Below are 26,359 nucleotides of genomic sequence, written 5' to 3'. Positions count from 1 at the left end.
GACGAGAACGAGGTCTGATGTAAATCGGGCGACAAGTGGAGCGACAACCCCATCGGGGTGCGCAACCGGCCGGTCCGCAACATCAAGTGAAGCCTGCAGCGTCGTCAGCACCGACCCGAGTCAGCGGGGCCAAGGGGGTGCCGCGCCCGTGCCTTAGTGCTCGGCTGCTGCCGGTGTGACGGAGGATTCTCCTTGTCGGTCGGCGGGTGTGTGCCGGTCGAGTCGGGCCAGCAGATTATCCAGGTCGGAGGTGGTGAACCTCCACTGGAACGGCTGTGCCGTGGCGTTGTAGTGGTCTTCGAACCCTCGGAGCCGTTCCCGGACCTCGGCGAGGTCTGTGAAGTCGTTGGGCGAGACGACCTTGCGCTGCACGATGGAGAAGAAGATCTCGATCTGGTTCAGCCAGGAGGCGTGGACCGGGGTGTGGACCAGGACGGCGTTCGGGAACCGGGCGGCCATGCGGTCGATGGACCTGCGGCCGCGGTGCGAGGAGCCGTTGTCGACGATCCAGAAGACGCGTTTCGCGCCGGCGTAGGGCTCCTGCGTCATGACCTGTTCGACCAGGGCCATGAACGTCACGATGCCAGTGGTCGACTCGCAACGGCCGTGGATCTCGGCCCGGTGGACGTCGTAAGCGACCAAGTAGGCCAGGGCGCCGCCGCGTCCGTACTCGTGGTTGACGCGCATCGCCCGGGTCTGTCCGGGGGCCAGAGCCGGGTGGCAGCGGCAGCGGGCCTGGATCGAGGTCTTCTCGTCGCTGGACAGGACGTACTCGTCCTCGCCGAGTGGGACCCCTTCGAAGGTGCGGGCGTACAGGTCTAGGACCCGCTGTGCCCTGGCGCGGAAGTCCGGGTCGCGGATGAAGATCCAGGACCGGTACTGCCAGGGCTTGAGCGCGTCCTTGCGTGACCAGCGGCGCACCGTGGAGGCGGAGATGCTGTCGGTGATCCCGCGCGCGGTCAGCTCGGCGGCCAGTTCCGGACACGACCAGCGCGACAGCGGTATGCCGGTCTCGGCCGGCAGTTGGCAGGCCAGGGCCTTGGCCTCGGCGACCTGCACGGGGGTGAAACGGGCCGGGCGCCCCGAGCGTTTGCGGTCGGCCAGGGCCGGCAGTCCACCGTCAGCGAACCGACCGCGCCAGGTGCGCACGGTGTCCACGTGCAGCAGGGTCTCGGCAGATATCCGGGCGTTGCCCCGGCCGCGCGCTGCGAGCAGGACGACTGTGGCGCGCTGCCGGGCCCGGTGCTGAGCCTTGTGACCGTAGGCCATCTTCTTCAGCCGGTGGCGCTCGGCGGCGGTCAGGGTATGGCACACGGCGCGGCCCAGGGACATGGGAGGCAACGGCCAATCTCGGGGGAATCGTTCGGGATGATCGACACCCTCTCCGATCTCCTCGCCTGTGTCTCACGCTGATCTAGTGAGCCGGCTGGCCAGGATTCCAAGAGCGGCGACTGCCCCGGGAGTCAGGATCCCGAGAAGAGCATCTACGCAAGCGCGGGCTGCCCGGTATACAGTCGAGGGCTCATTGAGGCCAAGCCCGACGGCCGCATGCCGAGAGATCTTCACGGTTCCCAGTGAGCCTGAGATCCCCGAACTGTGAACCACCGCCTGCCCTATGGGACCCATGAGTACCTCCTTGTCCACAAGGAGGACGACGCCTCGGCAGTCCTTGATCCAGAACTGGTCCAGCCAGCCCTCCTTGCTGGGGACACGAACTCGACGTATCCGTGTCAGCTTGCTCAGATCGACCGTGCGGTTGCCCGTGACAGTCCGAGCAGTGAGAAGCTGCCAACCAGGGCCGTGACGCACCGGGCGAAACGTCGTGTACAGGAGTGGAATTCCCAGCGCCAATGCCAACCCCGCGAACATGGCGGGCACCCACGCACCGGAGCGCATTGCCCCGCATCGCTCCAAGAGCGCAGGTACAACGATGGCGCCCCCTACGACCCCGCCGAGAACTGCAGTACCCCCGTGTAGGCGACGACGGGCTGTCTCGGCCGGAACAGCCGCCCGTGGCGTCTTCTCGACCACGATGCCCGCGCCAGCGGCGCGGGCCGCAGAGCGATACTTCTTCTGCCTCTTCGACACCAGCGGAGCGTACCTGCGACATTCTGAGGCGACCCCTGCGCCGAGTCCAACCTCACCGAGACGTCAGACCTGAGATCAGCCGCCCATTGAGACGACGGCGGTTGAACCCTGACAGCTGCCCAGCACCGCTTGGACTCCAACGTCAACCCCCGAAAGATTTCCGGAGCCGACCACTAAGGCACAGGCCACTCTGCGATTCTGGATGACGGCGCAGCCCGGCCGGCCGGGGAACCCACATCTGCGGCAGGAGGTGTTCATCCCTGTGTCGGTATGGATGGCGTGCGTGTGGGGTCTTCTCGGTGCCAGCGCCATCGAAGCCCATCAACTGCACAGCGCCATCGGGCGGGTGAAAAACCTTCCGTGGAAAGTTCAGGGTGAGCTACCGCTCAGGCCGTACTTGGTCGCCCTTGTACTCAGACTCGCGTTGGGCGTGGGCATGGCCGCAGCATTCGGAGCATCAGGTCAAGCCGGCGGCCCGGTGGGCGTGATGGCGGTCGGCATCGCTGCTCCCAAGGTCCTGGAGCAACTGGCCGGCGGCAAGTTGGCGGAACTCGAGATGCTACGGGCAAGCCAGAATGCGGCTCCCGTGGCACAGCAGGACCTCAGAGCCGAGCGTGGACGGGATACTCCAGGGGACTCCACACAGCCTGCGCAGTCCGGTACTTCGGTGGTTCCCGCTTCCGAGCCTCCCTCTGATCAGGGTTCCGGCTCGGGTCCCGCTTCAGCAGAAGGAGCAGCAGGTGGTGGCTGACTCATTTATGCAACAACTCATCGCCTCGCTCGCGCGACGCACTCCCGTCCTCGACGAGCCAGTCCCATACCCGTCTGGGGCGGCAGATGCCAAGGACTCCTCTCGCCGCGGAGCCGGGCCGATTCTGCTTGGCGAAGACCGTCCCGACTTCGAGCGCACCCTGGACGAGGTGCTGAAGGCGGACCCGCCGGGGAGGACTGAGCACCTCAACGCTGAGCAACTGCGCAGTATGGCGATCACCGCCCAAGAGGCCATCGTGGCGAAGGCGGCACCCGAGTACGCGCACTACCTTGAGGTACGGGAACAGGCGCGGATCGCGCATGGCCCCGAAGCGCCCACGGTAAGCCGGGCCTCTGGTGCCCCGGTTGCCGCAGTGATAACTGTTCTCGCCCCTGTGCTGCTCGGAACCGCCGCAGCGATCTTCCTGCTTGTCGGCTACGTACTGCGCATGGCGAGCCCGCGCATTGCTGCGGCCTCATCTCTGATCACAACTGGCTGGCTCTTCGCCGCGGGCACCGCGGCATCCGTGCTCGTGGCCATGGTCAGCCTCTTGCTGACAGCCCTGCGTAACGCTTCCGTATCCCCGTCCCACGGGGACGGAGCCATGACCCAGGAGGTGGCTGCCGCCAGGGCCAACTGGCGGCAAGCGCTTCGCAGGCGGGGTCTCGAACCGTTCCTGCGCGACGTACGCAAGGCTGTGAACGGGGGCCTTGACCATGACCGGGCTCCGTAGCGCACCGGGCAGGCCTATGACACCACCGTCCTGAAGTGTGGAGCGACTTACGGCAGCCGAGGCGCCATGGTGGTGCTCCAGGCGTGAGCCGAAACGGCAGAGAGGTAATGGCGGCAGAGAACGTATCTTGTCGTGCTCCACTCTTCGGGTCTCGGGCCTGTGATGCGGGAAGCCCTCAGGTTGTTTTCTGGGGCCAACGCCGCTTGCAGTGTGCCCTCCCCGCCAGGCACAGATGCTTGGCGGGGAGGGCACAGCGATGGTGAATGACCTGCCCAGCCCCCGAGGCGGTGCAGATCCAGCTCTACGGGCGGGCCCCCGTGCCGTCCGTACAGCTGCATGCGGTGTTGCTGAACCTGCCCGACAGTCGGGCAGAGGTGAACAGCACGGTGACCGAGGTGCTGGCTGTTCGGCTCGGCTGTGGGCTGACGCGTGCGCCGGGAGGCTTCATCGGCGGCCCGTCACCAGACGATCGAGCCGGTGTGCAGTCCGGTCTCGTTCCGCGTCGCCGATTCTTCACCGTTGACGCCTGCTTCGGCCTGGTCTGCGGCATCCGACAGCGCGCGATACACCACGTCCCAGCCGGGTGCCCCGTGTGGAGCGTCCCCGACGAGCCGCTCTCCCTCCCGCAAGTAGGCCAGCATCCTCTCGTGAGGAGAGGAGCGCTTCTCGTGCTCCATTTGCATCCCCTTTTCCGTGTCCCGTTTCTTCGTCTGTGGGAAGCAGCTCGCTCCCTTCGTGTCGGGAGCGGTAGGTCCCGAGTCGGGACCACGGGTTTCGCCTCTCGCGACCACCGTGGCCCCGAGAGGCGAGCTACTGCTCTGCGTGCGGTTCGGATATGCGCTTGGCCTTGGTCTCTGCCTTCTCCAAATCCCTGGAGACGGTCGCGGACGAGACCTTCAGCAACGCTGCGATCTCGATGCCCTTCAGGCCCCAGACGTGGGTCAGTTCCCAGACTGTCGCCTGCCGCTCGTCACGGATCGCGGCCTTCACCGCAGCCAGCAGTTCGAGGTATTCCAAGCCCGCGGTGATGTCGTAGGAAGCTGTGGTGTCCGGCCACGGCCTGCCGCCCTCCGGGAGCTCGTCCGAGGGCCGTTCCAGCTGTGCCCGCATCCGTCCCAGTTCCGAGAGGAACTTGTTGCGGGCCACGACGGTCGCGTACACGATGACCGGTTTCCTGAACACGGTGCCCCTGCGGAATTCCTGGATCACCGCGAGACAGGCTTCCTGGGTGACGTCGTGGGCCAGGTGGTAGTCACGCGTCATTCGCATCACCACCGTCAGAAGCCGCGGATGGACCTCCTTCAGTACCTCGCTCAGCTTCGCCTCCTGTTCACGGGACAGCCGGTCTCGTGGCCGCGCGGGACCCGCTCCTCCTGAGTTGGTTGCCATGGGCCGTCCTTCCACCGGACTCAGGCGGGGATGGACCCCGCAGAGGTTGGTTGGTAGTAGGACGCGCAAGGGGCCAACTTCTTTCATCCGCCGCGACGTTGATGGCGCAAAATTTCCCGCTGCAGGACCGTCCTGACGGGCATGGACACTCGAACCGCGCTTGCGCTGGCGCTCGGCGCGCTGGCCGTCTACGCCGCATACCGCAATCCTGAACTCGGCACTGCCATCGGCATCGGCGTCATCGTCATGACCTTGCTCTTGGCGTTCTTGAAGTAGCGCGACGGGCCCGCCCAGGTCCGCTTTGCCGAGATGGCGTGGACGGCCGTTGCTGATGACAGAGGGCGCGGACGGTGCGGCGAGCGCCTCCGCCTGGATGAAAACCATTGGTGCGCGCCGCCACGCGAGGGAATCATGAGCTGCCACCGTCCGCGCCTGGGACGGCGGTCGTTCATGTGCCGCCCTGGGCGGGAGGACCCTGCATGACCTCTGTGCCGATCGTCCGACGCGTGCTCAGTGACGGGCCCTTCGCTGAAATCGGAGAGCCGGCTCTGGCCGTCATCGACGATCGCTCGCGGATGGTCGCTGTGGGTGGGGACCTCGGGGCGGTTGAGTGGAACGGCACTGGGACCGCGGACTCCAGATGGACGGGGCACCGGATCGGTTTCTATGAGCGGGACGCGTTGCGGTGGCGGCATCTGGTGAGGTCCTGGTACCCCGTACGATCTCTCGCCTTCCACCCCGCTCTTCCCCTGTTGGCCGTCGGCACGGGCCGCTACGACGGCGGCTATTCCTTCGAGGGCGAACTGCTGCTGATCCACCTCGACTCCCGCAACGTGGTGTCCGCGTTGCAGCATCCGCGGGAGGTGCTCAGCGTCGAATGGCGCAGTGAGACGGCACTGCGTCTGGTCCTGGCGCCGTGCGATGACTGGGAGAACCCGCACGCACACGAGCAGGGACATACGGCCGTTGTCACTCGCGCAGACTGGGGCGCGGTCGAGCAGCGGGCGATCGGCGCTGAAGAGCTGGCAGCCCCCGCAGAGCCGGCCGTTCAGCCGGATCACAGCGCGGAGACCCGCCGGCTTCTCGCGGACCTCGCGGACGCCGCCGGTCAGCAGTGGTCAGGACGTCGACGGGTGTGGGCCGTCGAAGGCATGGAGGACGGCCGCGTGCTGGCCGCTCTGGACGGGGTCCTGGCGGAGTCGTGGCTGCCGTCAGGAGACCGGCAGTGGGCGGTCGAGGACGAGGAAGGCGGGCGCCAGCTGGTTCTGGCTTCCGACGGAACCTCGGTCTGGGCCAACGCCGAACGCCGCAGTCGCCGGAAGGGAAGACACTGGGAGACGTCCGCGCCCCGGCTCGCCAGGATCGCCATCGACGCAGGGCAGGTACTGGAGACCCTGAGCCCAGGCGTGTGCGCGGTTCTCATCACAGGCGGCCAGAGGACGATCCTGAGGCCGATGGACGGCGGCAGCAAGCGTCCCGCACGGCTGATGATGTACGACCTCGACAGTACGGTGGACGGTCCGGAGGTCGGCCGCTACGACCTGTTCAATCACGGGTTTGCAGTCCGGTCCGCGAGTCGCCCGTATGTCCTGGTAGGCACTGACCTGGATAAACCGCACAAGGACAAGTGGATCGCGGCCGTGGGCGCCGACGGGACACTGCGACGGCTCTTCCCGCACTCCTGGGTACCGCAGGAGCACCACTTCGGAGGTCCGGCGGTCGAGATCGGGCAGTCCCTGGTGTACGCCGGCACCGTCCACCATGGGCATGGGCTCCAACCTGGTGGCGCCTACGTCGTACGGCGATCCCTGAACGGCGCGGTGCAGTGGCAGTACCGGACCGATCATCCCGCCACCGCCCTCGATGCTGACGAAGATACGGTCTACGTGGCCTACAACTCCGGGGCCCTGACGGCACTGGACGCCGACAAAGGCTCGGTGCGATGGCACACCGAGCTTGAGGTCGGCGGAGCACCGACCACCGCGCTTTCCCTCGCTGTGGCGCCCCAAGGGCACCTGCTCGTCGGGACCGTCGACGGCCGCATCCTGGAGTGCTCACTTCGCCGGTGACCCCGCCGGAGCAATCACTCTGAGCTGGCGATACGGCTCAGAATGGGCTGGTGAGCCGGCCGGAGCGGGCACGCCGATCATGACCGGTCGATTGCCCGCGTCATCTGCCTCGCTGGAGTGGGCCCGCGACCCGTTCACTCCTCTGACGGTCTCCTTCCAGGCCGCGGCCTCTGCCGATCACGCCATGCTGGTCTGGCTCGGCTGAGGAGCAGTACCGGCGGCCTGGACGTTACGGGCTTTCCCGCGATTGATTCTTGGGTGTGCTGGCCTGGGGTTTTGGCTGGTGGGTGATTCAGCAGGTCGAAGTGCGGACGTGCACGGCTCCGTCCGCCACGCTTGACAAGGGCCTGTGGTACTCCTCGGACGCCACCGTCACCTACGACATCGAGGGCGGCCGCAAGGGTGCCAGGCGTGGAAGCTGACCGCTGCGCCGCTCCCGCACTGACCGCCTGCCGGGGGCCTGAGTACTTCTACTCAGGCCCCCGGTCCGCTTCTGAGAGACGCTAGGCCCATGACCACGCCGCCTCCCCCCAACACCCCGCCGTGGCCGACTCACCACCCCCGCTATACAGGGGTGACCAATCCTCTGCAGCCGCAGCGGCGCGAGTGGTTGCACACGGCCGCAGACATCGCACTCGCCATCGGCCTCCTCGTGATCGACGTCATCGCCCCCCTCATCGCGTTCGTATTCGGACTCGACGCCGCGGGATACATGATGTTCGACCCCGCAGCCGACAACTCGTCCGTCTCCCTCACCCGCCCCTTCGCCTACGTAGCCGTGGTCGGCGGCATCGTCCTGGTCTCCGCGTTCCTTTTGTTCATGGCCCGCGCGATCATCAGCAGCGGCGTCCAAGTCCTCGCCGGACTAGGGCCTGTCCGGCGGATCTTGTGGCTGCCGTACTCTTCATGGCCATGATCAACTGGTGGGATGTGTTGCCGGACAGCGAGCGGCAGCAGTGGTCGCTGGATCCATTCGTGGCCGTGGGGCCGCTACGTTTCGGCGTGAGCCCCGATGAGGTGTCGATGGCGCTGAGCAGCATCACGACGGAATCCCAGCGGCACACACTGCACCAGCCCGCGCTCGACGCCGTGTCCATGGTCGTGGAGGGCAGTTACCCGAAGTTCGGCCTGAAGCTGTACTACCGGGAAGAACGGCTGGCAGCCGTTGTCGTCGACGCGCTGCACGGGCCTCAGGTCGTTGCAGACGACATGCCACTGGTGGGGCGAGTTCCCTCGACGCTTGAGCAGTGGATGATCGACCGGGCCGAGGGGCGCGAACCCCATGGCGAGCTCACCTATTTGGACGCAGGCGTACCCGGGTCGGAAGCACTGGGGGTTGTAATCGATGTGCAGCGAGCCGGCGACCACCTGCTCACTCGACCGGTGTTCGTACCGCTCGAAGCGATGGACGACCTGTCCCACTGGCTTCCGAGGGAGGCGTGGTCACTTTGCTGAGCACTGGCTGATCACGGCCTGAGCCAGAGCCGGATCGCGGCGACGGTGACGCTGCCGTAGAAGACATAGGCGCGTTTGTCGAACCTCGTGGCCACGGCGCGGAAGTTCTTCAACGCGTTGATCGTCCGCTCCACTTCGTTCCTGCGCTTGTACATCGTCTTGTCGAAACCGGCGGGCCGACCACCGCGGCTGCCGCGTCTTGTGCGGTGGGCCCGCTGGTCTTTCGGCTCGGGGATGGTGTGCTTGATCTGACGTCGGCGCAGGTAGCGACGGTTACGGCGAGAGGAATATGCCTTGTCGCCGCCGAGATGGTCCGGGCGGGTTCGGGGATGCCCACCACCAGGGCGACGGACTCGGATGCGTTCCAGGATGGGAATGAACTGCGGGGCGTCGCCCCACTGCCCCGGCGTGAGCAGCAGGGCCAGAGGGCGGCAGCCGCCTTCACCGGCAAGGTGGATCTTGCTGGTCAGGCCGCCCCGGGAGCGTCCGAGTCCCTCGTCGGGACGGTGGTGCCGGGGCGTGCGCCTTTTCCCGGAACCCGTGGCCCTCTCCTGCGGGCTCCGGCGGCGTGCTGGTGGGCACGGCAGGAAGTGGAATCGACGGACACCATCGACCAGTCGACGCGGCCTGCGGCATCGGCGTCGGCCAGGACAGCCGCAAAGATCTTGTCCCATGTGCCGTCTGCTGACCAGCGCCGATGTCGCTCGTATACGGTCTTCCACGGGCCGAACCGCGCAGGCAGGTCCCGCCACGGCACCCCGGTGCGCTGCCGGAACAGGATCCCGTTGATGATCCTGCGATGGCTGGCCCAACGCCCGCCCCGCTGACCGTGCTTGGGCAGGTGCGGCTTCAGCCGGGCCCACTCCGCGTTCGTCAGATCACCCCGCCCCATGGACATGCCAACGATCCGGGCGCGATGCGGTCACAAGATCCGCCGGACAGGCCCTAGGAGTTGTCGTCAAATGTCACGCCCACATCAGGAGCGAGGCGAGGGTGACGGCTGCTTGGTAGGACTCGGCGGTCTTGTCGTAGCGGGTCGCGATGCCGCGCCATTGCTTGAGGCGGTTGAAGCAGCGTTCCACGACGTTGCGCCGCTTGTAGACCTGCTTGTCGAAGGCCGGCGGACGCCCGCCCCGGCTGCCGCGCCGGAGCCGGTTGCGGACTTGGTCCGCCCGCTCGGGGATGGTGTGCGGGATGTCTCGGTGTCGCAGCCAGGTCCGTATCGCGCGGGAGCCGTAGCCCTTGTCGCCGAGGACGTGGGCGGGCCGCACCCGGGGCCGTCCCGGCCCGAGACGGGGCACCCGGATCGCTTCCATCACGGCGGTGAACTGCGTGCAGTCGTTGGTGTTCCCGCCCGTGAGGGTGAAGGCCAGCGGGCGGCCGAGCCCATCGCAGGCAAGGTGGATCTTGCTGGTCAGGCCACCCCGCGAGCGTCCGAGTGCCGGCGGGCAGAGCCCCCTTTTCGGGCCCCGGCCGCGTGCTGGTGGGCCCGCACGACGGTGGAGTCGACCGACACCAGCCAGTCGATGTCCCCGGCCGCGTCCGCCTTGGCCTGCGCGGCCCGCAGCATCCGCTCGAAGGTGCCGTCCTTGGCCCACCGGCGGAAACGGGTGTGCAGCGTGGCCCACGATCCGTACCGCTCGGGCACATCCCGCCAGGCCGTGCCGGTGCGGAACTTCCACACGATCCCGTTGAGGACCCTTCGGTCGTCCAACCGCTTGCGGCCCCGCAAGGACGCGGGCAGCAACGGCCGGACGAACTCCCACTCGGCATCGGACAGTTCATGACGACGTATCACCCGACCATGATCCACCACTCAAGATCATCATTTGACGACAGGGCCTAGTCCTGGTACTCGTGGCCATCACTGGAATACACGACGCAGACCGCAAAGCGCACCCACAGCCCGCCCCTGCCTCTCCCTCCATCAACCCGGGCGCGCTGTGCCGGTCCGGCGGCGACAACAGCGAATGCGGCGGATCCTAACGGGCTGACCTGCGATTGATGATCTCCGTCACGGGTGGGGAAATGGCGGAGGCGGCACGAGTTCTCTGAGTTGTGATGACCAATCAGGCCCGTGCGGCCATGTCTCATCCTGCCTTCTGCGGCATCTCGGGCCCACACCTCGGTGAATTGGCCGCCGAACTCGGGGCGCGGTGCGAGGCGCGGTGCGAGTCCGCACGGCACGAACGTCGCGGGGGTGTCCGCCTGCGTGAGGCCGGGGATGGCCCGAAGTACGGGCTGGTCTTCGTCGACCGGCTGCTGGCGACGCTGGTCCACCTACGAACCGGACTCACCTACGAGGCCCTGGGGGTGATCTACGAGGTGGGCTCGGCCACCATCAGCCGGGCGATCTGCGAGATGCGTCCGCTGCTCGCCGCGCGCGGGTTCGCCGTCCCGGACCGGCCTGGGGTGCGGCTGCGCACGCTCGAGGACGTATTCGCCTACGCCGAAGCTGAGCACATCACGCTGAGGATCGTCGGCCGCCTGAGCCCGGATCCACCGGCTTGATTGTGGTGTGATCGGTTCGGGGTCGTGCAGGGCGTGTCGGGGCTGAGTTGCGGATTCGGGCGTGGGGCGGCCGCTGGTCTGCCCAGCCTTTCCACTTTTCCGCAGTTCTCGGGCCCTTTCGGGCAGGTCGGTCGGGGAGTGTCAGGGGGCTGGTGGCGCGTGCACGATGCTGAAGAGCTGGGTGAAGTCCGTGCTCCAGGGCCAGCGTTCGGGCAGGTGCAGGGTGAGGCGGCGGGCGGAGCGGGCCAGGCGGGCGGGCACGTTGATCAGGTGGTCACGGATGGTGGCGGTGGTCGCTCTGGCATGGAACGTGCCGGCCAGTGCGCCAGCGGCGCGGGTCAGGTTGTGCGCCAGGGCGGCCAGGGCGAGCCACGCGGCATTGGCCTGGAAATGCCCGGAGGGTGCGTGGGCGAAGGCGCTGTTCTTGACATCCGCGATCACCTGCTCGACGACAGCGTGCCGTCGGTGATCACGCTCGGCATCGTTCAAGGAGAGCGGGGAGTCGGTGAACGCGGCGTGGTAGCGCCAGGTGTCAAACAGCGTGCCCTGTCCGGCGGGGACGGTGCCAGTGCTCAGGCGTTTGACGCGGCGCACGATCAGACGGGCGGTGACCTGCTGCTTCTTCGGCTTGGAAGTGAAGGCGGTGTAGCCGGTCTCGGCTATCTCGGCGTCGGAGATCCAGCACTGGCCCTCCTCGTCCCAGACCGCCTTGGGGTACTTGATCGGCATCCAGGCGTCCTCATCGATGCGGGCGATGGCGGCCTTGACGGAAGCGTTCATCCGCACGGTGATGGAGAACCGCGCGCCCAGCGCCCGGCAGGAGTTGACGACATCGGCGCCGTAGAACGCCGAGTCCGCGCGCATCACCAGCAGGCCATTCGCGCCGCAGGCGCGGGCGGTGCGGATGGTCTCGGCGACGAACGCTGCCGCCCCGCGCGCGGAGTTCGATGGTCCCTTGCGCAGCCTCGTGGCGGCGATCACCGGGGCGGCCAGGGGTGTGGAGACGATGCCGAGCAGCGCGTTCAGGCCCTTGACCTTGCTGTATCCGTAACCGGTGCCCTGCTTGGCGTAGCCGTAGGTGCGGCGGATGGTGTCATCGATGTCCACGTAGGCGACCTGGTCCGCGCCGGGCAGCAGCGGGGCGTGACGGGCCAGTTCGGGAAGGAACCGGCGGGCCACGGCGTGCAATTGCTTCACATGCCCGTGCGTGAAGGAACGCAGAAACGACCCCAGCGTGGACGGGGCCCGCACACCGGAGAACAGGCGGCCCATCGCGCCGTGCCGTAGCCGGTGCATGTCATCGATGCTGTCGGCGCCCGCGACCATGCCGCCCACCAGCGACATCACTTTCGCCGCGGGGAAGGCACCGGTGCCGTCCTTCGAGGCCGGCAGACGGATGTACTCCCCGACCAGTGCGGGCAGACCGCACCGCTCGGCCAACCGCACCACCGGCTCCAGGCCGCCGTACGCGATTAGGTTCGGGTCGTCGAACGCGGATGAGACCGCCGCTGCGGCATGGGAAGATTGCATCTCGGAAGTGCCTTGCTGATCGCGCCTGATGTGGTCCTAGAGAAACCCCATCATCGCAGGTCACAAGGCACTTCTTCGTTCCCCGAGAAACTGTCCACAGACATCAAGCCGGTGGATCCAGGCTGAGCCTCACGCGCCCACGCGCCCGGCACATCCCGAGGGTGGTGGCCGGGGCGACGGCGGACTGAGGGCTGCGGCCGGGGGCGCAGGACGCGGTCGACGAGGTTACGAACCCTCCGAACTCTCCGTGAACGCGGCGGCGTGATCGGCGGCCCACTGGCGAAACGTTCGCGGCGCCGTCCCGAGGATGTCGGCCACCGCGGTAGTGATGTACGCCGGCTGCCCGACCGCCGCGCTCCACGCGGCGAGCAGCATGTCGACGACCGAGCTGGGCGCCGTACCCTCCGACAGGCTTCGGAACTCGTCCGGCGTCATCTCCTCGAATGCGATCCGGCGCCCCAGGGCGTCCCCGATGACGTCCACCTGCGCGGCTTGGGTCAGCGATTCGGGGCCCGTAAGGACGTAGTCGCCTCCGGCGTATCCGTCCTGATAGAGCGTCCGCGCCGCCACGGCTGCGACATCCCGGTCGTCGACCGGTGCCGTCTCGGCAGCACCGTAAGGCCACCGGAGGACCTCGCCGGACCGGATCGCGGGCACCCACCAGGCCAGCGAGTTCGACGCGAACATCCCCGGCCGGATGATCGTCGACTCGAGTCCGGTGGCCGCGATGAGCCGCTCGATGTCGGCGTGCAGCACCGCCATGGGATTGGGCTGCTGGAAGAAAGGGTGCGGCGTCTGGTGCGGGGAGGAGAGGAAGACGACCCGCCGCACGTGGGCTGCCAGCCGCTCGACGACTGCCGCGGAGGTCTGAGGCGGGGCGGTCCAGACGAGGAAGACCGCACCGGCGCCATCCAATGCCGGGTCGAGCGACTCGGGCACGGTGAGGTCGCCGGTGAAGACCTCGACCTTCGCCGGCAGCGTCGCCGCCGCCTCGGAGCGATGGGTGAGGGCGCGGACCGGCACGCCCGCGTCGAGGAGTTGGTCGATGACGACGCGGCCGACCCGGCCCGTCGCCCCGGTGACGAGCACGGGAGGAGTGTCTGTCTGATTCATACCGCCCATCAAAACGTTACTTGGTTAAAAATGCAACCTGGTTACGAATGTTACGGTGGTTCAGATGAGCGAGTCGGCGGGACTGCGGGCCCGCAAGAAGGAGCGGACGCGCGACGCCATAGGCGACGCGGCCGTCTCGCTGTTCCTGGAGCGCGGCTTCGACCGCGTCTCGGTCAACGACATCGCCGCAGCGGCCGAGATCTCCAAGCCGACCCTCTTCCGGTACTTCCCCGCCAAGGAAGACCTGGTGCTGCACCGGTTTGCGGACCACCAGGGCGAGGCGGCACGCGTCATACGTGACCGCATGTCCGGCATCAAGCCGGTGGCGTCGCTGCACCGGCACTTCCGGGCCGGCCTCGATCGGTACGACCCCGTCACCGGCCTCAACGACCATCCCGAGGTGGTGGCGTTCCATCGGCTGGTGTTCACCACGCCGAGCCTGGCGGGACGGCTCACGCGGTACCAGCTCGAGGACGAGGAGGAACTGGCGGACGCCCTCGGCGAAGGCATCCAGGCACGCCTGCGAGCCGCCCAAGTACTCGCGGTCCAACGGGTGCTCGCCCGGACCAACTGGCAGAAGATCACCGACGGTCGAACCGCCCACGACGTCCACCCCGAGGCCGTAGCCGATGCCGACCAGGCATTCAACCAACTGCAGTGACAGATGAAACTCCCGGTCGAAGAAGGCTCCGGGACCGGTGCACGCGTTGCCACGGGCTCGCTGACCCGGTGCTTGGCTTTGTATCTCAGCGTGGGAGTCGTTTCAAGGTGGCTGTGGGACTCACCTTCTGACCGAGTTTGCGATGTCGGTTTGTTTTGACGCCACCCAGGGGCTTGCGCTGGGTCGACGGAGTGTGACTGTGCCGCAGGGGTCGCACGGGGAGTCGCAGTCGAAGGTCGATCTATATGCCGCGATCCGCCGTGACCACCGCGGTGGCATGTCGCAGCGGGCTTTGCAGCGCAAGTACAACGTCACCTGGCGGACCGTGCGGAGGGCGCTGGACGGCCAGTGGCCGGAGCCACGCAGGCAGCAAGGCGCAAGCCCAGCAAGCCGCGGCCGGCTGACGCGGTCGCCCAAGCATCGCCGGCTTCGCGTCCGGGAGGGAATCCCCTCGCCCCCGCTGGACGCCAACAGCTCCAACTGGCCGCGCTATCCTGTTGGTTGTAGAAGTTTCCAACTAGTGAAGATCTGTGCAATGAGGGGGATCGATGAGCACACAGGGCTCCGGTGCATCGCCCCGGCGGTGGCACGGCGTGCACAAGGCGCTCGCCGATCCCCTGCGCATCCGGCTCCTGGAAGCGTTGTGGGAGATGCCACAGTCCGCACGCGAACTCGCCGACCACGTCGACCTTCCAGCTGACCGGCTCTACTACCACCTAAATCAGCTCGAACGGGTCGGGCTGATCGAGATCGCCGAATACCGGCCGCTGGCCCGCGGCAAGGTCGAGCGGGTCTATACCCCCGCGGTTACAGAACCCCCCAGCGATGCTGCCAACCCCAAAGAGATGGCTGAGTTCCTCGGCTCGATGCTGGACGCCACCCGGGCCGACATCAACGCTGCCTACCGGTCCAAGCAGGCTGGGGGCCGCCGGGAGGTCGACCTGCATCGTGGTGCGCTGCGACTGACCGACGAGGCGCTCGCTGAGTTGCGCGGTCACATCGAACGGCTCGCCACCCAATTCGGGGACCGCGACGCTCCAGGGGTCTGGACGCGGGTGGTTATCACGGTCGTCGACCTGCAAGACCGCCCATCCCCGGACGCCGCTCCCCGCGCCTGAGAGGTCGCCATGAATGACAGCGAGGAGCACATCGCCAGCCCTGCGATACGAGCCTCGGACGCCGAACGCGACCGGGTCGAGGCGCAGCTGCAACACCACTACGCAGTTGGCCGACTGACACTACCCGAACTTGAAGAACGGGTGGTCGCGGCCTACGAAGCGCGCACCCGCGAGCAACTCCATGCCCTCTTGAGGGATCTGCCGAGCGAAGTGGAAAAACCTGCGTCACCCCCTCATGCGATCGACTCCCGCCTGCTGATCGTCCTGCTGTGCGTCTCGCCCCCTGCGGCGCTCGTCTACTGGGTCATCTCCCAACGCTCGGTACGTCGAAGGGACCCACGGCCGCAGGCCCTGGAAGGTGCTCATGAACATGGAGGCCTCTGCTGATCGTTTCAGAATGCGTCCATCCGGCGCCCACACGCTTGTCCCCACTGAAGCAGTGGTGACCGCCGCGGAGGCGCCGGACGCTGCCTCTCTATGACTAGGCGTACGTCAGGCCGGCGTGCTAAAGCGCATGTGTCCGGCGCCCGCGCAGCTGCCACCACCATGAGTAAGAGGACAGCGCGCCGCTCTGTGCGGAGGTCTCAGCAGACCCGGTTCACCGGAGGCATCGCAGCCCTCTGCTCGAACATCCCCAGAGCTTGCGCTCCATCGGGATGCCCTTGACTACGGATTAGGTTCGCCGGGAGGACGACGCTCTCGAAATCCGGATGCGCCAAGATCACTCATCTGTGATAGTCGCGCGCTGTGAACAGTACTGAGCTTGTGTTTCGGCGTGCGGGTGACTCTGATGCGGCCGACATTGCCGACGTTTGGCTGCGTTCCTTCACCGCTGCGCTGCCAACCGTGCGCCGCGCGCACGGCGACGACGAGGTGCGGAGCTGGTTTTCCTACGTGGTCGTGCCGCAGTGCGAGACCTGGGTAGCCGTCGCCGAGGGCTCCGTGATCGGACTTCTGGTACTCGACGGAGAGGAACTCGAACAGCTCTACCTCGATCCGTCCTGGCGCGCCCGGGGTGTAGGCGACCGGTTCATGGACTTGGCCAAGCAGCAGCGGCCCGATGGACTGGGACTGTGGACGTTCCAGGTCAACGGACCAGCCCAACGGTTCTACGAGCGGCACGGCTTCATCGCAGTCGAGCACACCGACGGACTGCGCAACGAGGAACATGAGCCGGACGTCCGCTACACCTGGCAGCCTCACGAGCAGGACCCCCGCTGAGAAGATCGGTCACGCGGCCGTCCGCAGAGGGCGTCCGCAGCCTGACCCAGTGAGGGATCCCGCCATGCCCGGATGTGGAGATCAGACAGCGGCCAGGCTCTTCGCCATGACCCGCTCCCTGCCAACGCCATCGGGCAGAAGATCGCCGGGCTCACCCGTGTCCGTGAAACCGTGCCGCTCATAGAGCGCGGTCGCCTTGCGGTTGTCCGGCATGACGGACAACCGCAAGGTCGTGGCGCCGCGCTCCGCCCCCCACCGCTCGACCGCCTGGATCAGGTAGTCGCCTACGCCCTTGCCCCGAGCCGTTGGGTTGACCCACATCGAGATCAACTCCACGTTCTCTGCTTCCTCGCCCGGCACTCCGCTGGCCATGCCCACCGGAAGGCCGTCGAGGAGCGCGACGAGATCGTGCGCGCCAGGAATCGACAGACGAGCACGCCAGCGTTCCTCTCGGTCGCCGGAGCCCTGCCACTGGGCCAGCGTCGATCCAAACGCATAGGGCGCCTCAGCAAGCGCGGCCAGTCGCAACTCCCGCCAAAGGGGCCAGTCGTCTGATTCCAAAGTGCGTAGTTCAAGCATGATCCAGACCCTGCCCGCCCGCCGGGGCGGACAGCAAGTTGATTACAACCATGCAAACGAGGTCGCTCAGCCCTGTGACCAGCCGAAGCCGGGGAGCAGCGGTGACTCACGCACCCGCAGACCATGAGCCCTCGGTGAACCTATCCGGTCACGGCACTAGCCGACGCCACATCGTGGCACCGAGCGCTTGCCGGACAGCGGGCGATCCCTTACTGGTCTCGCTGGTCGCCGCGGACCTGCCACCTTGAATTGGCTGGGTTCCAGACCAGGCGGATCCGGCCACGGTCAGGCCGCTGGGCGGTCAGCTCGTCGAGATTAAGAGAAGTCAGTGCCCGCAAGGCCTCATCCGTGACGTCTGACCACAAGCACGAGGTGATGTGTGCGTCGGGGTCGTCCGCGATGAGCTGCGTCGCCCCGTTGCTGGCCTCGCTCTGGGAGGGGGACCGGCGGAGCATGCGTTGGACCAGCGCACGGGCCTGCCCGTACGCGTCCTCGGCAGCTTTGGACATCAGGGCCTGCACGAAGCGGATGACAGCGGTCGCGACCACGGCAGTCTCCACCGTTCCCGTGGCCGATCGCCTGAAGAAGGCGCGATTTACGTTCGCCTCCCACTCAAGGACGCGCTTCGCTCGGTCGCGCCACTGGTTTGCCTCCTCGAAGCGGCTCTGCGCGGCCAACAGAGCCACGAGATCAAGGCATGCCTGATGCCGCGGACCGAGGCCAGTATCGATCTCGGCCGGGTCGAATGGCTCGACCCACTGCTCCCCGTCGTCCTCGGCCGCTGCGCGGAGCCAGTGTTCCGCCTCTTGGGGCAAGTCCCGATCACGGAGTGCGCGACCAAGCTCCTAGCTTCGCGTCGACATGCCCACTCTGGGCAGCGCGTCGCAGCCATCTATCGGGCTCCTCGAGGTCATCGCCGGTCGTGCCCATCGCGTACATGGCTTGGAGGTGTCCCGCTTCCGCGGCCCGCCGGTACCAGTGTCGGGCTTGGTCTGGCAGCCGTCCGGTGAGGAGCTCAGCGAGACGGTACATCGCTTCGCTCTCGCCGGCCTCAGCGGCATCGTGAAACCACCGATGAGCCTGCTCGGGATCGCGGCGCTCGAAGAAGTGGGCCAGACGCATCATCGCCCGTGCATCACCAAATTCAGCGGCCTGCTCCAGACCAGGGTCTGGCCTCTCCCAAGAACTCCGCTCGAACGCCACTGAGCCCTCCAGACCCAACCCCGCGGTTCCCCCGCCGCGTGACTGACACTCTTCATACCGCACGACATTGAGCGTCGGGGGGAAGACCCGGCTGTTCTCGGAATTCGACTGGTTCAACACGGGAACTCGCGCACGCCACCGAGCAACATGTCCGCAGGTGAGCACTTTTCGTCGGTGGGCCCACCAGCGCACGGCGTTGTCACCCGAAGACTGGTGACCGCCAGGTCTTCTTACCGAAGGCCGAGTGACCGTTCCCCCTTCGTGGTCCACCACCTGCACCGCAAGATGAGCCCCGCCGACTTCGTCCAGGGCGCACGCGTGTGGATGGCCGTCCTGCGTGACCAGCACGCTGAGGAGTACGGCGAACTGCTGCTCGAGCTGAGCCAGCAGGAACAACAGCCGGCCTGACAGCGGGCGAAAACGCAAAGGGCCCGTGCTCCCTGCTGCGGTCGCAGGAGCACGGGCCCTTTGCGTGGGTAGCTGTTCGGCACCCGCATCCCGGGCTCCACGGGCGCCTGCACCCGTCCTACACCATCGCGGCGCTCGCCGAGCACGGCATGGAGACCATCGTCCGCCGGGACGTCGGACGCGTCCTCTGACGGGCCGTCCGAAGGGACGCTGCCGGGCCCGGCAGCAGGGCGTCGTAGGACGGTACGGGTCGCGAGGGTCAGTCCCGGCGGGCCACCAGCCGGTAGGCGTTGGAAAGGCCCAGGGGCCGGGCCACGCGTTTGACGACGAGGCGATCCAGCAGCCTGCCCAGGAGCAAGGCCGGGATGCCGGCGATCACTGTCATGGCGCGCAGTATGCGCTGAAGGCGGGACGGCGGAACCGGCAGCCAGGGCAGGTCGTCGCGCGGGGCGACCGCGTCCAGGGCAAACCAGACAGCGGCCAGCAGGTCGACGGGGTCGTGGGGTTCGGCGTGCTGCTCCGCGACCACCGTGAAGCCGAGGTCCGTGAGACGAGCACGCAGGTTCTCGACCGGGACGAAGTGCAGGTGCTGCGGCTGCAGCCAGGGCAGCCACCAGCGGCCGAGAAGGCGGGCATAGCGGCTGTCAGGGTCCGGGACCTCGATCAACAGGTGGCCGCCGGGTCGAACGGCCCGGTGCACCGCCTGAAGTTCGCGGGCCGGTTCCGTGCTGTGCTCCAGGTAGTGGAACATGCTGACGACGTCGTAGCCGTCGGCGAGTTGCTCAGCCAGCTCGGGAAAGCTGCCCCGGTGGCCGTGGTCCACGCGTCCGGCGCGCTCGGCGAGTTCGGCGCCGTCGGTGAAGTCGAGGCCGTCGAAGCTCGTCCCCGGGAAGACAGTGCGGGCCGCCTCACAGAAGTGGCCGTGACCCGTTCCGACGTCCAGCCAGTTCTTGGGAGTGGGGGCGAAGGGGACCAGGGACTCGGCACGCTGCACGTACATTTTCGTCCGGCTTGCGAAGGTCATGGCGAGCTGCTTCTCGCCCAGGCCGTCATAGAAATCGCGGTAATAGAACTCCAGGCCGGCCTCGCTGAGCCGCGGGTTCTGGAAGGTGTGCCGACATCCCTCGCACCGGTCGAGGACGAAGCGGCCTGGCTTGTGCTGGATCAGGTCCGTCGTGCGCAGCCGCGTCGCCAACCGGGTCGAGCCGCACCACGGGCAGGTGTCGCGCCGGGGTTCGAAGAAGCGGTCCAGGCCTTCGGCGAGGTCGGCCCGGTAGACCGGGCGCAGCGCGGCGACCTGCTCGGCTCGGCCCGGGGACACGGGCTCGTGGGCGCGGTTCTTGCGGTCGTTGCTCACTGGTCCTCCTTGGGAGCGCGCCAATGGCTGCTCCAGGTGGGTCGCGGCCGCCCCCGCTGCCGCCGGCCGCGCGGAACGCCGTGCGGATCCGGACGGCTGCCGCGCGATGGGCGGGATCATGAAGTACGGCGTCCAGCGCGCTGCCCAACCGCCCGGCGTCGACTGGCCGAACCGGACCCTGACGCCCGCGCCCGCGTCGGTCCCCTGTCCGGCCACGACCGGCTGGTCATCGCGGATGGGAGCCACGACGAGGGGGACGGCGTGCCAGAGGGCCTCGCACATGGTGTTGTGACTGGCGTGGCAGGCTACCGGACTTCTTGTGCAGTGCTCCAGGTTTGAGCCTGGGGGTGAAGCGCATCTTGTGGCTGCGATGCTGAGTGTTGCGGTGCCGGGTGGGGTGGGTGCGGAGCGTCCGCAGGGCTGCCCGGCGGAGCCGGGGGAGTGCTTCGTCCGGGCCGGAATTGCCCGTATGGCAGCAGTGCGGAAGTGTTCCGGTGAGGGCCGGGTTGGACTGATCGGGTCGGGGTTGTCGGTGGTGGGTGTTGGCGTCCGGATCATGCAGCTTCGGTATGCCTTCCGCCTCGACCCGGGGTCCGGTCAGCGCGTTGCGCTGGCGCGGGCGTTCGGGTGTGCGCGGGTGGTGTATAACGACGCGGTTGCCGCCCGGGAGCGGGCCCGGCGGGAGGGTGCTGCGTTTCCGAGTGCGGGCGTGCTGTCGAGGACGCTGATCACCGAGGCGAAGCAGAGCCGCGAGCGGCAGTGGCTGTCCGAGGTGTCGGCAGTGATCCTGCGCGGCCAGCGCGAGCGGCACGGTGGCCGCGATGATCAATGTGCGGGACCGCGGACGTAAGACTGTTGTGGCGGGCATGATGGCTCCTGTTCTCGCCCCTCGGGGCGGGCATGAGAGAGGCGCACCCCGGGCTGTCCAGGCGGTGGGGTGCGCCTCTTGCGTTGATCATTCGATTCCGCCCTGACCAGGCGGTCGGGCATGCTGGATGGTGCTTCCATCTCGTGACGGGGAAGGGGAGCGCTCGGGGCGGTCGACGCGGCTTAACGGATGCTGCGGCCGTCCCGGGGCCCGCTACCGCCAGGCACCGATCCACGAAGCCGGCCAGTCACCGCGGCCGGTGAAGACGTGTGTGACTGGCACTCACCTAACTCAAGCGCTCCGCCAGTGAAGCGCTCAGTCACAACGTGCACCCCGCTGTCCCGTCTCAGAAGCCTTCCGCTTACCGGTCAATGGAGTTGTCTGGTCGAACAGGGTTCTGGATGGGCGAAGGGGCGACACCCGTGCGTGACGGGTGCCGCCCCTTCCTCTGTATCAGCCCAGCAGCCCGGCCAGCACTGCCGTCGTCGCGCTCAGCAGTTGCTCGGTGGCCGGGCCGCCCGCGGCCGTACGGGCGAGCAGGCCCTCGCGTGCGGCCAGGATCACCTCGGTGGCCTGCTCGGGGGAGGCCCCGGGCGGTACCAGCTCCGGCAGGACCCGCTCTCGGTGACTGTGCTGATGCCGACCGCGCTTGACCGGGCTTGCCTGCGTGCAGGGGTGGGCTCCTCCTGGCAGGAGGAGCCCACTTCGGGGGATGTGTGAGGGGCTATTCCGTGCGCAGGCCCTCCGGGCGCATCATCCGCAGCAGCGGCGGCAGGCTGAGCAGCGTGACCATGCCGACCACGGCCGCGCCCACGCCGGTCATGGTCAGGACGCTCGGCCAGTCCATGGTCACCGGTGTACGGGTCATCTTCAGCAGCACCGAGCCGAGGGTGATACCCACCGTTGTGGCCAGTACGAGGCCGAGTCCGACCGGGAGGGCCGTCTGCCACAGCACCGAGAGGCTTAGCGTGCGGCGCCGGGTGCCGAAGGCGACCAGTGCGGAGAGCAGCTTCCTGCGCTCGCGCAGCTGCTCCAGCTGGGAGACCAGCAGACTCGCGCCGATCAGTGCCAGCACGAAGGCGGAGCCGACGAACAGGCCAGTGCGGATGGAGGCGTATTTGGCGTCCTCCTGGGTCGCCGACCAGCTGTAGGTGTGTGCCAGGGGGTCGATCCGGGCGACGACGTTGCGTATGTACTCCCGTGAGTCCGGCACCGACGGGTCCAGACGCAGGTAGACACCGTCCGAGGACACTGCGGGCGCGGCCTTGGCGGGTAGGGCGGCGGGGGTGACCAGCAGACCGTTGGCGTCCTGCAGTGAGTCCTTGCGCGCGTCCACCACTCGCACGTTCGCCGGAACGGTCCAGGGCACCTCGAGGCCGCGTTCGGCACCGTCGTACGACGGGTCGATGTAGAGCTGCCGACCGGGCTTCACCACGGCGATTTCGTCGGCGTTGCTGGGGGAGGTGTAGTGGCTCCTCGTTCGCGTGATGAACACGTCGCCGTCCTTGCAGGAGGGAAGCGTGGCGAGTTCGCGCAGGGCGGTGCAGTTACCCACGGTGAGGCCGTTGCTGTTCTTCGGGTTGCGACGTGCGTCCCCGTACTGCGAGATGGCCGGGGCCACTGCGGCCCGTACCCCCTTGGTGCCGGTGAATTCGCGCTCGATGCCGGACAGCGGCTTGCGGTCGCTGAAGTCGACCTGCATCTGGACCCGGCCGGGGTCCTTTCCGGTGGCCTTGGTGTACTGGCTCTGAGTTCCCGTGAACAGCATCTGCAGGGCGATGGCTCCGGCCACGGCGACAGCGATGCCGTTGACCATGCGTGCGGCGGTTCCGCTGCTCAGCTGCAGCCGCCGTACCGCGAGCTGCCAGGACAGCGCGCCCTTGCCGAGGCGGACGACGACCGCCTCCACGACCCAGGGGAGCAGCGCGGTGATGCCGATCAGCAGCAGCAGCACGCCGCTGATGACGAGGTACTGGTTGAAGTCGCCGTTCTTGCGGCCCTTGTCGATCATCGGGTAGAGCATCGCGAGGCCTGCCAGCGGCGGCAGCAGCCGCCACCACAGCCGGCGGCGGCGCTGCTTGGCCGTGCGCACGACGCCAAGCGGTTCCACCATCACGCCGCGCATCGCGAGCAGCGTGACGAGTACGGCGGCGGCCGGGATCGCCACCGCGACCAGCGCGGCGAGTACGGGGGAGGGATCGAGGTAGCTGGGCCAGACGCTCACGCCCAGCACCTCGGTGGAGCCCAGCGTCTGACGGCCGAGGAGGAAGAAGCCGGTGCCGATGACCAGGCCGAGCAGGGCTCCGGCGAGTGCTTCGCCCGCCGCGATCCGCCGGGTCATGTGGCTGTCCGAGCCGACCAGGCGCAGCGCGGCCAGTCGGCGGTCGCGGCGCTCGCCGCCGAAGCGGACGGCGGCGGCGATGAACACGGCGACCGGGGTCAGCAGCACCACGAACACGACCAGGACCATGAGCAGCAGCACCGGGTCGGTCTTCTCGGGTGTCGTGTCCGGTTTGCCATACTCGGTCAGCCGGTGCACCGGGGAGAAGCCCGTGAGTTTCAGCCCTGAGGCGCCCGCGTAGTAGGCCAGTTCGTGGGAGCCGATGAGTCCGCTCTCGCCGATCGTGCCGGTGATCTTGTAGGGCAGGCGTTCCCGCAGCAGCGTGGCGTCGTCCGAGGCGAGCAGGTTCTTGAGCGCGGGGGAGACCACCATCTCGCCCTTGCCCGGGAAAGCGTCGACTCCCGGGGGCAGCGGCGCCCGTTTGCCCTCGGGTTCGACGAACCGGCCGAGGATGTCGTCGTCGTGCCAGGTGGTGTCGGCTTGGGCGATCAGGAAGGTGTTGTCGGCCCTGGACGGGACTTTCTGGGAGTACACGTTGGCGTAGCGGGCGTCTTCCACCCGGGTGCGGGCGGCGAAGACGTTGGGCAGGGCGGTGCACAGCAGGAGCAGTGCCACGCCGAGGCCGACGCCGACCGCGGTCAGCGTCATCCGGACCCAGCCCTCGCGGCCGCCGGTGACGGCGAAGCGGGCTCCCATGGCCAGGTCTCTGGCCCACTGGCGCGGACTCATACGGCGCGCTCCATGTCGCGGGACTTGCCGTCGCGGACGACGATCTCGCGGTTGGAGTAGGCGGCCACGCGTGTCTCGTGGGTGACGAGGACGACGGCGGCGTTGGTGGAGCGGGCCGCGTCGGTGAGCAGGTCCATCACGCGCTCGCCGTTGTAGGAGTCGAGTGCGCCGGTCGGTTCGTCGGCGAACAGCAGGCGCGGTCCGGTGACCAGCGCGCGTGCCACGGCGACGCGCTGGCCCTGGCCGCCGGAGACCTCGCCGGGCCGCTTGCCCTTCAGGTCGTCGACCTCCAGGCGTTCCAGCCAGCCGAGCGCCGCCCGCTCGGCTTCCTTGCGGGAGGTGCCGTTCAGCCTGAGCGGCAGGGCGACGTTCTCCACGCAGGTCAGCTCCGGCACGAGCTGCCCGAACTGGAATACGAAGCCGAACTCGGAGCGGCGTAACGCGCTGCGCTGGGCGTTGCTCATCGTCGTCACCTCGCGCCCGTTGTAGGTGATCGACCCGGAGTCGGGCGGCAGGATGCCCGCGAGGCAGTGCAGCAGCGTCGACTTGCCGGAGCCGGAGGGGCCCATGACGGCGACGACCTCGCCGGGGTGGATGGAGAACTCGGCGCCGTCGAGGGCGTGGGTGTGCCCGTAGGTCTTGCGCAGGTCCTGCGCGGTGAGCAGGGAACCAGGGGGAGAAGTCGTCATCGGGCTACAGCCTCACGGAGTTTGTCGAGTCGGGCGGCGGTCAGCTCCAGCCAGCGCAGGTCCGCCTCCAGGTGGAAGAGGGCGTGGTCGCAGATCAGCTGGTCCGCCAGATCGCCCTTGCGCTTGCGGTCGGTCAGGATGCGCATGCTGCGCAGGTGCTCGGAGCGTTGGGTGTCCAGGATGTCGGCGGCGTCCCGGTGGGTGAGCAGCGCGAGGACGACTTTGGTGTAGAGGGCCGACTGGAGGTACTCGTCCGGCTTCTGCGGGGTCGCGAGCCACTGCTCTACGTCGGTGATGCCGGCGTCGGTGATCGCGTAGCGCTTGCGCTCCGGGCCGCCGCCGGCCTCGATGCCGTCGACCTCGACAAGGCCGTTCTTCAGCAGCCGGGACATCGTCGAGTAGACCTGGCCGTAGTGCAGCGGCCGGTCGTGACCGAACGTCTCGTCGAAGGCCCGCTTCAGGTCGTAACCGTGTCGCGGGCCGGCCTCCAGGAGCCCCAAAAGGGTGTGACTGATGGACATGACCCGCACTCTACACACCGTGTATACGCGGCGTGTATACACCGAGTGTGCAGATCGTGGCGGGGTGTGCGACAGTGCAGGTGAGGGAGCCGGGAATTCCGATCGTCACGGTTCGGAAACAGGCAGTCACCCCCGCCTGCGCGGGGAGGACACGATCCACTCCATCTGGTTGAGGTCGCCGTTCACAATCCCTCGCCTTGTGCGGCCACGGCCTGCGAGAGCGAGAACCTACCTGGCACCGGCTCGACCAGCCACCCCCGGGCCACCATCCGCTTTGCCTTCGACCGCAACGCTTCCACCTTTGACGGAACCACCTCCAGGCCGAAGCAGACGGCCATCTCCTGGCAGGAAAGCGGACCTTGACCAAGCCGGTGGCAGTCGGCAAGGACGCGCAGGATGCGTCGGTAGTCCACCGACAGCGCCGACCAGACCAGCCCCGCACGCCCCATCGGCACCACCGACTTCGACTTCGCCGGTTCCGAAGCCCCGGCGGGCACCGGCTGTTCACCGCCATCCGGCAGGTCCACAGCGACATCAGGACCGGCGACGTCACCCTCGCCTGGGGCCAGTACCTCGCCGACACGCGACCAGGCGATGACCCACTCGTTCCAATCGCGCTCGGCCATGGACAGCTCGGCCTGGATCCGATCGGCCTCCTCCCGCAGTTCGTCCACACGACGGCGAGCGGCGCACTCGCGCTGTTCCAGCAGCCCCACGACCGACGGCATTCCTGACCTCCACTGGAGCGACGACACAACAGGTCACCACTGCAACGGAACCACCGTCCCCATGCCTGACCAGCGGAAATGCGATCCTCAAGCTCGGAAAGACAACGGCTTCTTACCGAGGGCCCTGAGAGCTACGACTTCGCCGTTCACCACGCTGGAGTCGGTACAGAGCACCTGCTCAAGGCCTACCTCGCAGGAATTCATCCGGCTCTGATCGTCGACGGTCGGCACTTCGACTCGTTGCTCCATGCCACGGGCCTGGGCTTCCACGCAACCATCCCTGGCCAAGGTGAAGAC

General features: G+C 67.7%; 30 protein-coding genes. 15 read left to right on the top strand and 15 right to left on the bottom strand.

Going from position 1 to position 26,359, the window contains the following annotated elements; translation table 11 throughout:
- Positions 1–153: 153 nt before the first annotated feature.
- Positions 154–1,332, bottom strand: coding sequence for an IS630 family transposase (locus tag FNV62_RS00990; RefSeq protein ID WP_225900072.1), 1,179 nt, complete (start codon positions 1,330–1,332; stop codon positions 154–156).
- A 1,496-nt stretch (positions 1,333–2,828) separates the two neighbouring features.
- Between FNV62_RS00990 and FNV62_RS00985 the strand changes: the two genes are divergently transcribed.
- Positions 2,829–3,572, top strand: a complete 744-nt coding sequence (locus tag FNV62_RS00985) for a hypothetical protein (RefSeq protein ID WP_143611864.1) — start codon at positions 2,829–2,831, stop codon at positions 3,570–3,572.
- Positions 3,573–4,030: 458 nt separating this feature from the next.
- Here the strand turns inward: FNV62_RS00985 and FNV62_RS00980 are convergent, their stop codons facing one another.
- A complete protein-coding gene (locus tag FNV62_RS00980) occupies positions 4,031–4,249 on the bottom strand; it encodes a hypothetical protein (RefSeq protein WP_097288494.1) in 219 nt (72 codons plus the stop codon).
- Between the two features lie 133 nt (positions 4,250–4,382).
- Positions 4,383–4,961 carry an RNA polymerase sigma factor gene (locus FNV62_RS00975; protein WP_143611863.1) on the bottom strand — a complete coding sequence of 193 codons (579 nt, stop codon included), beginning with the start codon at positions 4,959–4,961 and terminating at the stop codon, positions 4,383–4,385.
- Positions 4,962–5,102: 141 nt separating this feature from the next.
- Here FNV62_RS00975 and FNV62_RS56880 point away from each other — a divergent pair, with 141 nt between their 5' ends.
- From FNV62_RS56880 to FNV62_RS00960, 6 genes are all read left to right on the top strand, one after another.
- Positions 5,103–5,237 (top strand): hypothetical protein, encoded by a 135-nt coding sequence (locus FNV62_RS56880; RefSeq protein WP_257040602.1) that lies wholly within the window; start codon positions 5,103–5,105, stop codon positions 5,235–5,237.
- Positions 5,238–5,440: 203 nt separating this feature from the next.
- A complete protein-coding gene (locus FNV62_RS00970) occupies positions 5,441–7,030 on the top strand; it encodes a PQQ-binding-like beta-propeller repeat protein (protein WP_144314450.1) in 1,590 nt (529 codons plus the stop codon).
- Positions 7,031–7,109: 79 nt separating this feature from the next.
- Positions 7,110–7,235, top strand: a complete 126-nt coding sequence (locus FNV62_RS56875) for a hypothetical protein (protein WP_260690978.1) — start codon at positions 7,110–7,112, stop codon at positions 7,233–7,235.
- 82 nt (positions 7,236–7,317) lie between these two features.
- Entirely contained in the window at positions 7,318–7,452 is a 135-nt protein-coding gene (locus FNV62_RS56870; protein WP_258320946.1) for a hypothetical protein, read from the top strand.
- Positions 7,453–7,604: 152 nt separating this feature from the next.
- Entirely contained in the window at positions 7,605–7,946 is a 342-nt protein-coding gene (locus FNV62_RS00965; RefSeq protein WP_143611861.1) for a DUF6234 family protein, read from the top strand.
- Positions 7,937–8,485, top strand: a complete 549-nt coding sequence (locus tag FNV62_RS00960; protein WP_143611860.1) for a hypothetical protein — start codon at positions 7,937–7,939, stop codon at positions 8,483–8,485. The genes FNV62_RS00965 and FNV62_RS00960 overlap by 10 nt, the downstream gene beginning before the upstream one ends.
- Positions 8,486–8,496: 11 nt before the next feature.
- Here the strand turns inward: FNV62_RS00960 and FNV62_RS00955 are convergent.
- Both FNV62_RS00955 and FNV62_RS00950 read right to left on the bottom strand, forming a co-directional pair.
- A protein-coding gene (locus FNV62_RS00955; RefSeq protein ID WP_143651899.1) for an IS5 family transposase occupies positions 8,497–9,377 on the bottom strand; the annotation gives its coding sequence in 2 pieces (ribosomal slippage) (positions 8,497–9,014 and positions 9,014–9,377; 882 coding nt in all).
- Between the two features lie 73 nt (positions 9,378–9,450).
- Positions 9,451–10,280 (bottom strand): IS5 family transposase gene (locus FNV62_RS00950; protein WP_225900790.1). Its coding sequence is split into 2 segments (ribosomal slippage): positions 9,451–9,941 and positions 9,941–10,280, totalling 831 coding nucleotides; the frame shifts between segments, so codons are not numbered across the junction.
- Between the two features lie 53 nt (positions 10,281–10,333).
- Here FNV62_RS00950 and FNV62_RS57845 point away from each other — a divergent pair.
- Positions 10,334–10,471 carry a DUF6234 family protein gene (locus tag FNV62_RS57845; protein WP_225900789.1) on the top strand — a complete coding sequence of 46 codons (138 nt, stop codon included), beginning with the start codon at positions 10,334–10,336 and terminating at the stop codon, positions 10,469–10,471.
- Positions 10,472–10,570: 99 nt separating this feature from the next.
- The gene (locus tag FNV62_RS00945; protein ID WP_164657582.1) at positions 10,571–10,996 is read left to right on the top strand and encodes a helix-turn-helix domain-containing protein; all 426 of its coding nucleotides are present in this window, start codon (positions 10,571–10,573) and stop codon (positions 10,994–10,996) included.
- A gap of 141 nt (positions 10,997–11,137) precedes the next feature.
- Here FNV62_RS00945 and FNV62_RS00940 read toward each other — a convergent pair whose 3' ends face one another.
- A complete protein-coding gene (locus FNV62_RS00940; RefSeq protein WP_144314448.1) occupies positions 11,138–12,526 on the bottom strand; it encodes an IS1380 family transposase in 1,389 nt (462 codons plus the stop codon).
- Between the two features lie 225 nt (positions 12,527–12,751).
- Positions 12,752–13,639: an NAD(P)H-binding protein gene (locus tag FNV62_RS00935; protein WP_225900071.1), complete on the bottom strand. Its 888-nt coding sequence runs from the start codon at positions 13,637–13,639 to the stop codon at positions 12,752–12,754.
- A 64-nt stretch (positions 13,640–13,703) separates the two neighbouring features.
- Here FNV62_RS00935 and FNV62_RS00930 point away from each other — a divergent pair, with 64 nt between their 5' ends.
- The 4 genes from FNV62_RS00930 to FNV62_RS00915 all read left to right on the top strand — a co-directional run bounded on the left by FNV62_RS00930 (position 13,704) and on the right by FNV62_RS00915 (position 16,639).
- Positions 13,704–14,300, top strand: coding sequence for a TetR/AcrR family transcriptional regulator (locus tag FNV62_RS00930; protein WP_143611858.1), 597 nt, complete (start codon positions 13,704–13,706; stop codon positions 14,298–14,300).
- A 548-nt stretch (positions 14,301–14,848) separates the two neighbouring features.
- The gene (locus FNV62_RS00925; protein ID WP_143611857.1) at positions 14,849–15,418 is read left to right on the top strand and encodes a winged helix-turn-helix domain-containing protein; all 570 of its coding nucleotides are present in this window, start codon (positions 14,849–14,851) and stop codon (positions 15,416–15,418) included.
- A gap of 9 nt (positions 15,419–15,427) precedes the next feature.
- Positions 15,428–15,805, top strand: a complete 378-nt coding sequence (locus FNV62_RS00920; protein ID WP_205522428.1) for a DUF1707 domain-containing protein — start codon at positions 15,428–15,430, stop codon at positions 15,803–15,805.
- Positions 15,806–16,264: 459 nt separating this feature from the next.
- Positions 16,265–16,639 carry a GNAT family N-acetyltransferase gene (locus FNV62_RS00915; protein WP_313904988.1) on the top strand — a complete coding sequence of 125 codons (375 nt, stop codon included), beginning with the start codon at positions 16,265–16,267 and terminating at the stop codon, positions 16,637–16,639.
- An 81-nt stretch (positions 16,640–16,720) separates the two neighbouring features.
- Here FNV62_RS00915 and FNV62_RS00910 read toward each other — a convergent pair whose 3' ends face one another.
- The 3 genes from FNV62_RS00910 to FNV62_RS57840 form a co-directional block, all read right to left on the bottom strand.
- The gene (locus FNV62_RS00910; RefSeq protein ID WP_097288503.1) at positions 16,721–17,218 is read right to left on the bottom strand and encodes a GNAT family N-acetyltransferase; all 498 of its coding nucleotides are present in this window, start codon (positions 17,216–17,218) and stop codon (positions 16,721–16,723) included.
- A 209-nt stretch (positions 17,219–17,427) separates the two neighbouring features.
- On the bottom strand, positions 17,428–18,033 hold the full coding sequence (locus FNV62_RS00905; RefSeq protein WP_143611855.1) for a hypothetical protein: 606 nt from the start codon (positions 18,031–18,033) through the stop codon (positions 17,428–17,430).
- A gap of 7 nt (positions 18,034–18,040) precedes the next feature.
- Positions 18,041–18,250 (bottom strand): hypothetical protein, encoded by a 210-nt coding sequence (locus tag FNV62_RS57840; protein ID WP_399223647.1) that lies wholly within the window; start codon positions 18,248–18,250, stop codon positions 18,041–18,043.
- Between the two features lie 432 nt (positions 18,251–18,682).
- Here FNV62_RS57840 and FNV62_RS00895 point away from each other — a divergent pair, with 432 nt between their 5' ends.
- Positions 18,683–18,829, top strand: coding sequence for a hypothetical protein (locus tag FNV62_RS00895; protein WP_164331444.1), 147 nt, complete (start codon positions 18,683–18,685; stop codon positions 18,827–18,829).
- A 259-nt stretch (positions 18,830–19,088) separates the two neighbouring features.
- On the opposite strand, the gene FNV62_RS00890 is transcribed toward FNV62_RS00895, so the two are convergent.
- Positions 19,089–20,306 carry a class I SAM-dependent methyltransferase gene (locus tag FNV62_RS00890; RefSeq protein ID WP_143611853.1) on the bottom strand — a complete coding sequence of 406 codons (1,218 nt, stop codon included), beginning with the start codon at positions 20,304–20,306 and terminating at the stop codon, positions 19,089–19,091.
- A 436-nt stretch (positions 20,307–20,742) separates the two neighbouring features.
- Between FNV62_RS00890 and FNV62_RS00880 the strand changes: the two genes are divergently transcribed.
- Positions 20,743–21,036 carry a helix-turn-helix domain-containing protein gene (locus tag FNV62_RS00880; protein ID WP_306459628.1) on the top strand — a complete coding sequence of 98 codons (294 nt, stop codon included), beginning with the start codon at positions 20,743–20,745 and terminating at the stop codon, positions 21,034–21,036.
- A 742-nt stretch (positions 21,037–21,778) separates the two neighbouring features.
- Here the strand turns inward: FNV62_RS00880 and FNV62_RS00875 are convergent.
- From FNV62_RS00875 to FNV62_RS00860, 4 genes are all read right to left on the bottom strand, one after another.
- Positions 21,779–24,124: an ABC transporter permease gene (locus FNV62_RS00875; RefSeq protein WP_143611852.1), complete on the bottom strand. Its 2,346-nt coding sequence runs from the start codon at positions 24,122–24,124 to the stop codon at positions 21,779–21,781.
- Positions 24,121–24,813, bottom strand: coding sequence for an ABC transporter ATP-binding protein (locus FNV62_RS00870; protein WP_143611851.1), 693 nt, complete (start codon positions 24,811–24,813; stop codon positions 24,121–24,123). Before FNV62_RS00870 ends, FNV62_RS00875 begins: the two co-directional genes overlap by 4 nt.
- On the bottom strand, positions 24,810–25,334 hold the full coding sequence (locus FNV62_RS00865) for a PadR family transcriptional regulator (protein ID WP_143611850.1): 525 nt from the start codon (positions 25,332–25,334) through the stop codon (positions 24,810–24,812). The genes FNV62_RS00870 and FNV62_RS00865 overlap by 4 nt, the downstream gene beginning before the upstream one ends.
- Before the next feature lie 182 nt (positions 25,335–25,516).
- Positions 25,517–26,062 (bottom strand): hypothetical protein, encoded by a 546-nt coding sequence (locus tag FNV62_RS00860; protein WP_143611849.1) that lies wholly within the window; start codon positions 26,060–26,062, stop codon positions 25,517–25,519.
- Between the last annotated feature and the right edge of the window lie 297 nt (positions 26,063–26,359).

This window comes from Streptomyces sp. RLB3-17, from assembly GCF_007113425.2.
GTDB classification, from domain to species: domain Bacteria; phylum Actinomycetota; class Actinomycetes; order Streptomycetales; family Streptomycetaceae; genus Streptomyces; species Streptomyces mirabilis_D.
Note: the sequence above shows the minus strand (reverse complement) of the source record. Positions and strands in the feature narration are given on the sequence as shown.

Bases quoted from the DNA above. Each gene is read 5' to 3' on its own strand.
- FNV62_RS00990 (WP_225900072.1), bottom strand. From the start codon at position 1,332: ATGTCCCTGGGCCGCGCCGTGTGCCATACCCTGACCGCCGCCGAGCGC.
- FNV62_RS00980 (WP_097288494.1), bottom strand. From the start codon at position 4,249: ATGGAGCACGAGAAGCGCTCCTCTCCTCACGAGAGGATGCTGGCCTAC.
- FNV62_RS00975 (WP_143611863.1), bottom strand. From the start codon at position 4,961: ATGGCAACCAACTCAGGAGGAGCGGGTCCCGCGCGGCCACGAGACCGG.
- FNV62_RS56880 (WP_257040602.1), top strand. From the start codon at position 5,103: ATGGACACTCGAACCGCGCTTGCGCTGGCGCTCGGCGCGCTGGCCGTC.
- FNV62_RS00970 (WP_144314450.1), top strand. From the start codon at position 5,441: ATGACCTCTGTGCCGATCGTCCGACGCGTGCTCAGTGACGGGCCCTTC.
- FNV62_RS56875 (WP_260690978.1), top strand. From the start codon at position 7,110: ATGACCGGTCGATTGCCCGCGTCATCTGCCTCGCTGGAGTGGGCCCGC.
- FNV62_RS00960 (WP_143611860.1), top strand. From the start codon at position 7,937: ATGGCCATGATCAACTGGTGGGATGTGTTGCCGGACAGCGAGCGGCAG.
- FNV62_RS00945 (WP_164657582.1), top strand. From the start codon at position 10,571: ATGTCTCATCCTGCCTTCTGCGGCATCTCGGGCCCACACCTCGGTGAA.
- FNV62_RS00940 (WP_144314448.1), bottom strand. From the start codon at position 12,526: ATGCAATCTTCCCATGCCGCAGCGGCGGTCTCATCCGCGTTCGACGAC.
- FNV62_RS00935 (WP_225900071.1), bottom strand. From the start codon at position 13,639: ATGAATCAGACAGACACTCCTCCCGTGCTCGTCACCGGGGCGACGGGC.
- FNV62_RS00930 (WP_143611858.1), top strand. From the start codon at position 13,704: ATGAGCGAGTCGGCGGGACTGCGGGCCCGCAAGAAGGAGCGGACGCGC.
- FNV62_RS00925 (WP_143611857.1), top strand. From the start codon at position 14,849: ATGAGCACACAGGGCTCCGGTGCATCGCCCCGGCGGTGGCACGGCGTG.
- FNV62_RS00920 (WP_205522428.1), top strand. From the start codon at position 15,428: ATGAATGACAGCGAGGAGCACATCGCCAGCCCTGCGATACGAGCCTCG.
- FNV62_RS00910 (WP_097288503.1), bottom strand. From the start codon at position 17,218: ATGCTTGAACTACGCACTTTGGAATCAGACGACTGGCCCCTTTGGCGG.
- FNV62_RS57840 (WP_399223647.1), bottom strand. From the start codon at position 18,250: ATGTACCGTCTCGCTGAGCTCCTCACCGGACGGCTGCCAGACCAAGCC.
- FNV62_RS00890 (WP_143611853.1), bottom strand. From the start codon at position 20,306: ATGATCCCGCCCATCGCGCGGCAGCCGTCCGGATCCGCACGGCGTTCC.
- FNV62_RS00880 (WP_306459628.1), top strand. From the start codon at position 20,743: ATGCAGCTTCGGTATGCCTTCCGCCTCGACCCGGGGTCCGGTCAGCGC.
- FNV62_RS00875 (WP_143611852.1), bottom strand. From the start codon at position 24,124: ATGAGTCCGCGCCAGTGGGCCAGAGACCTGGCCATGGGAGCCCGCTTC.
- FNV62_RS00870 (WP_143611851.1), bottom strand. From the start codon at position 24,813: ATGACGACTTCTCCCCCTGGTTCCCTGCTCACCGCGCAGGACCTGCGC.
- FNV62_RS00865 (WP_143611850.1), bottom strand. From the start codon at position 25,334: ATGTCCATCAGTCACACCCTTTTGGGGCTCCTGGAGGCCGGCCCGCGA.
- FNV62_RS00860 (WP_143611849.1), bottom strand. From the start codon at position 26,062: ATGCCGTCGGTCGTGGGGCTGCTGGAACAGCGCGAGTGCGCCGCTCGC.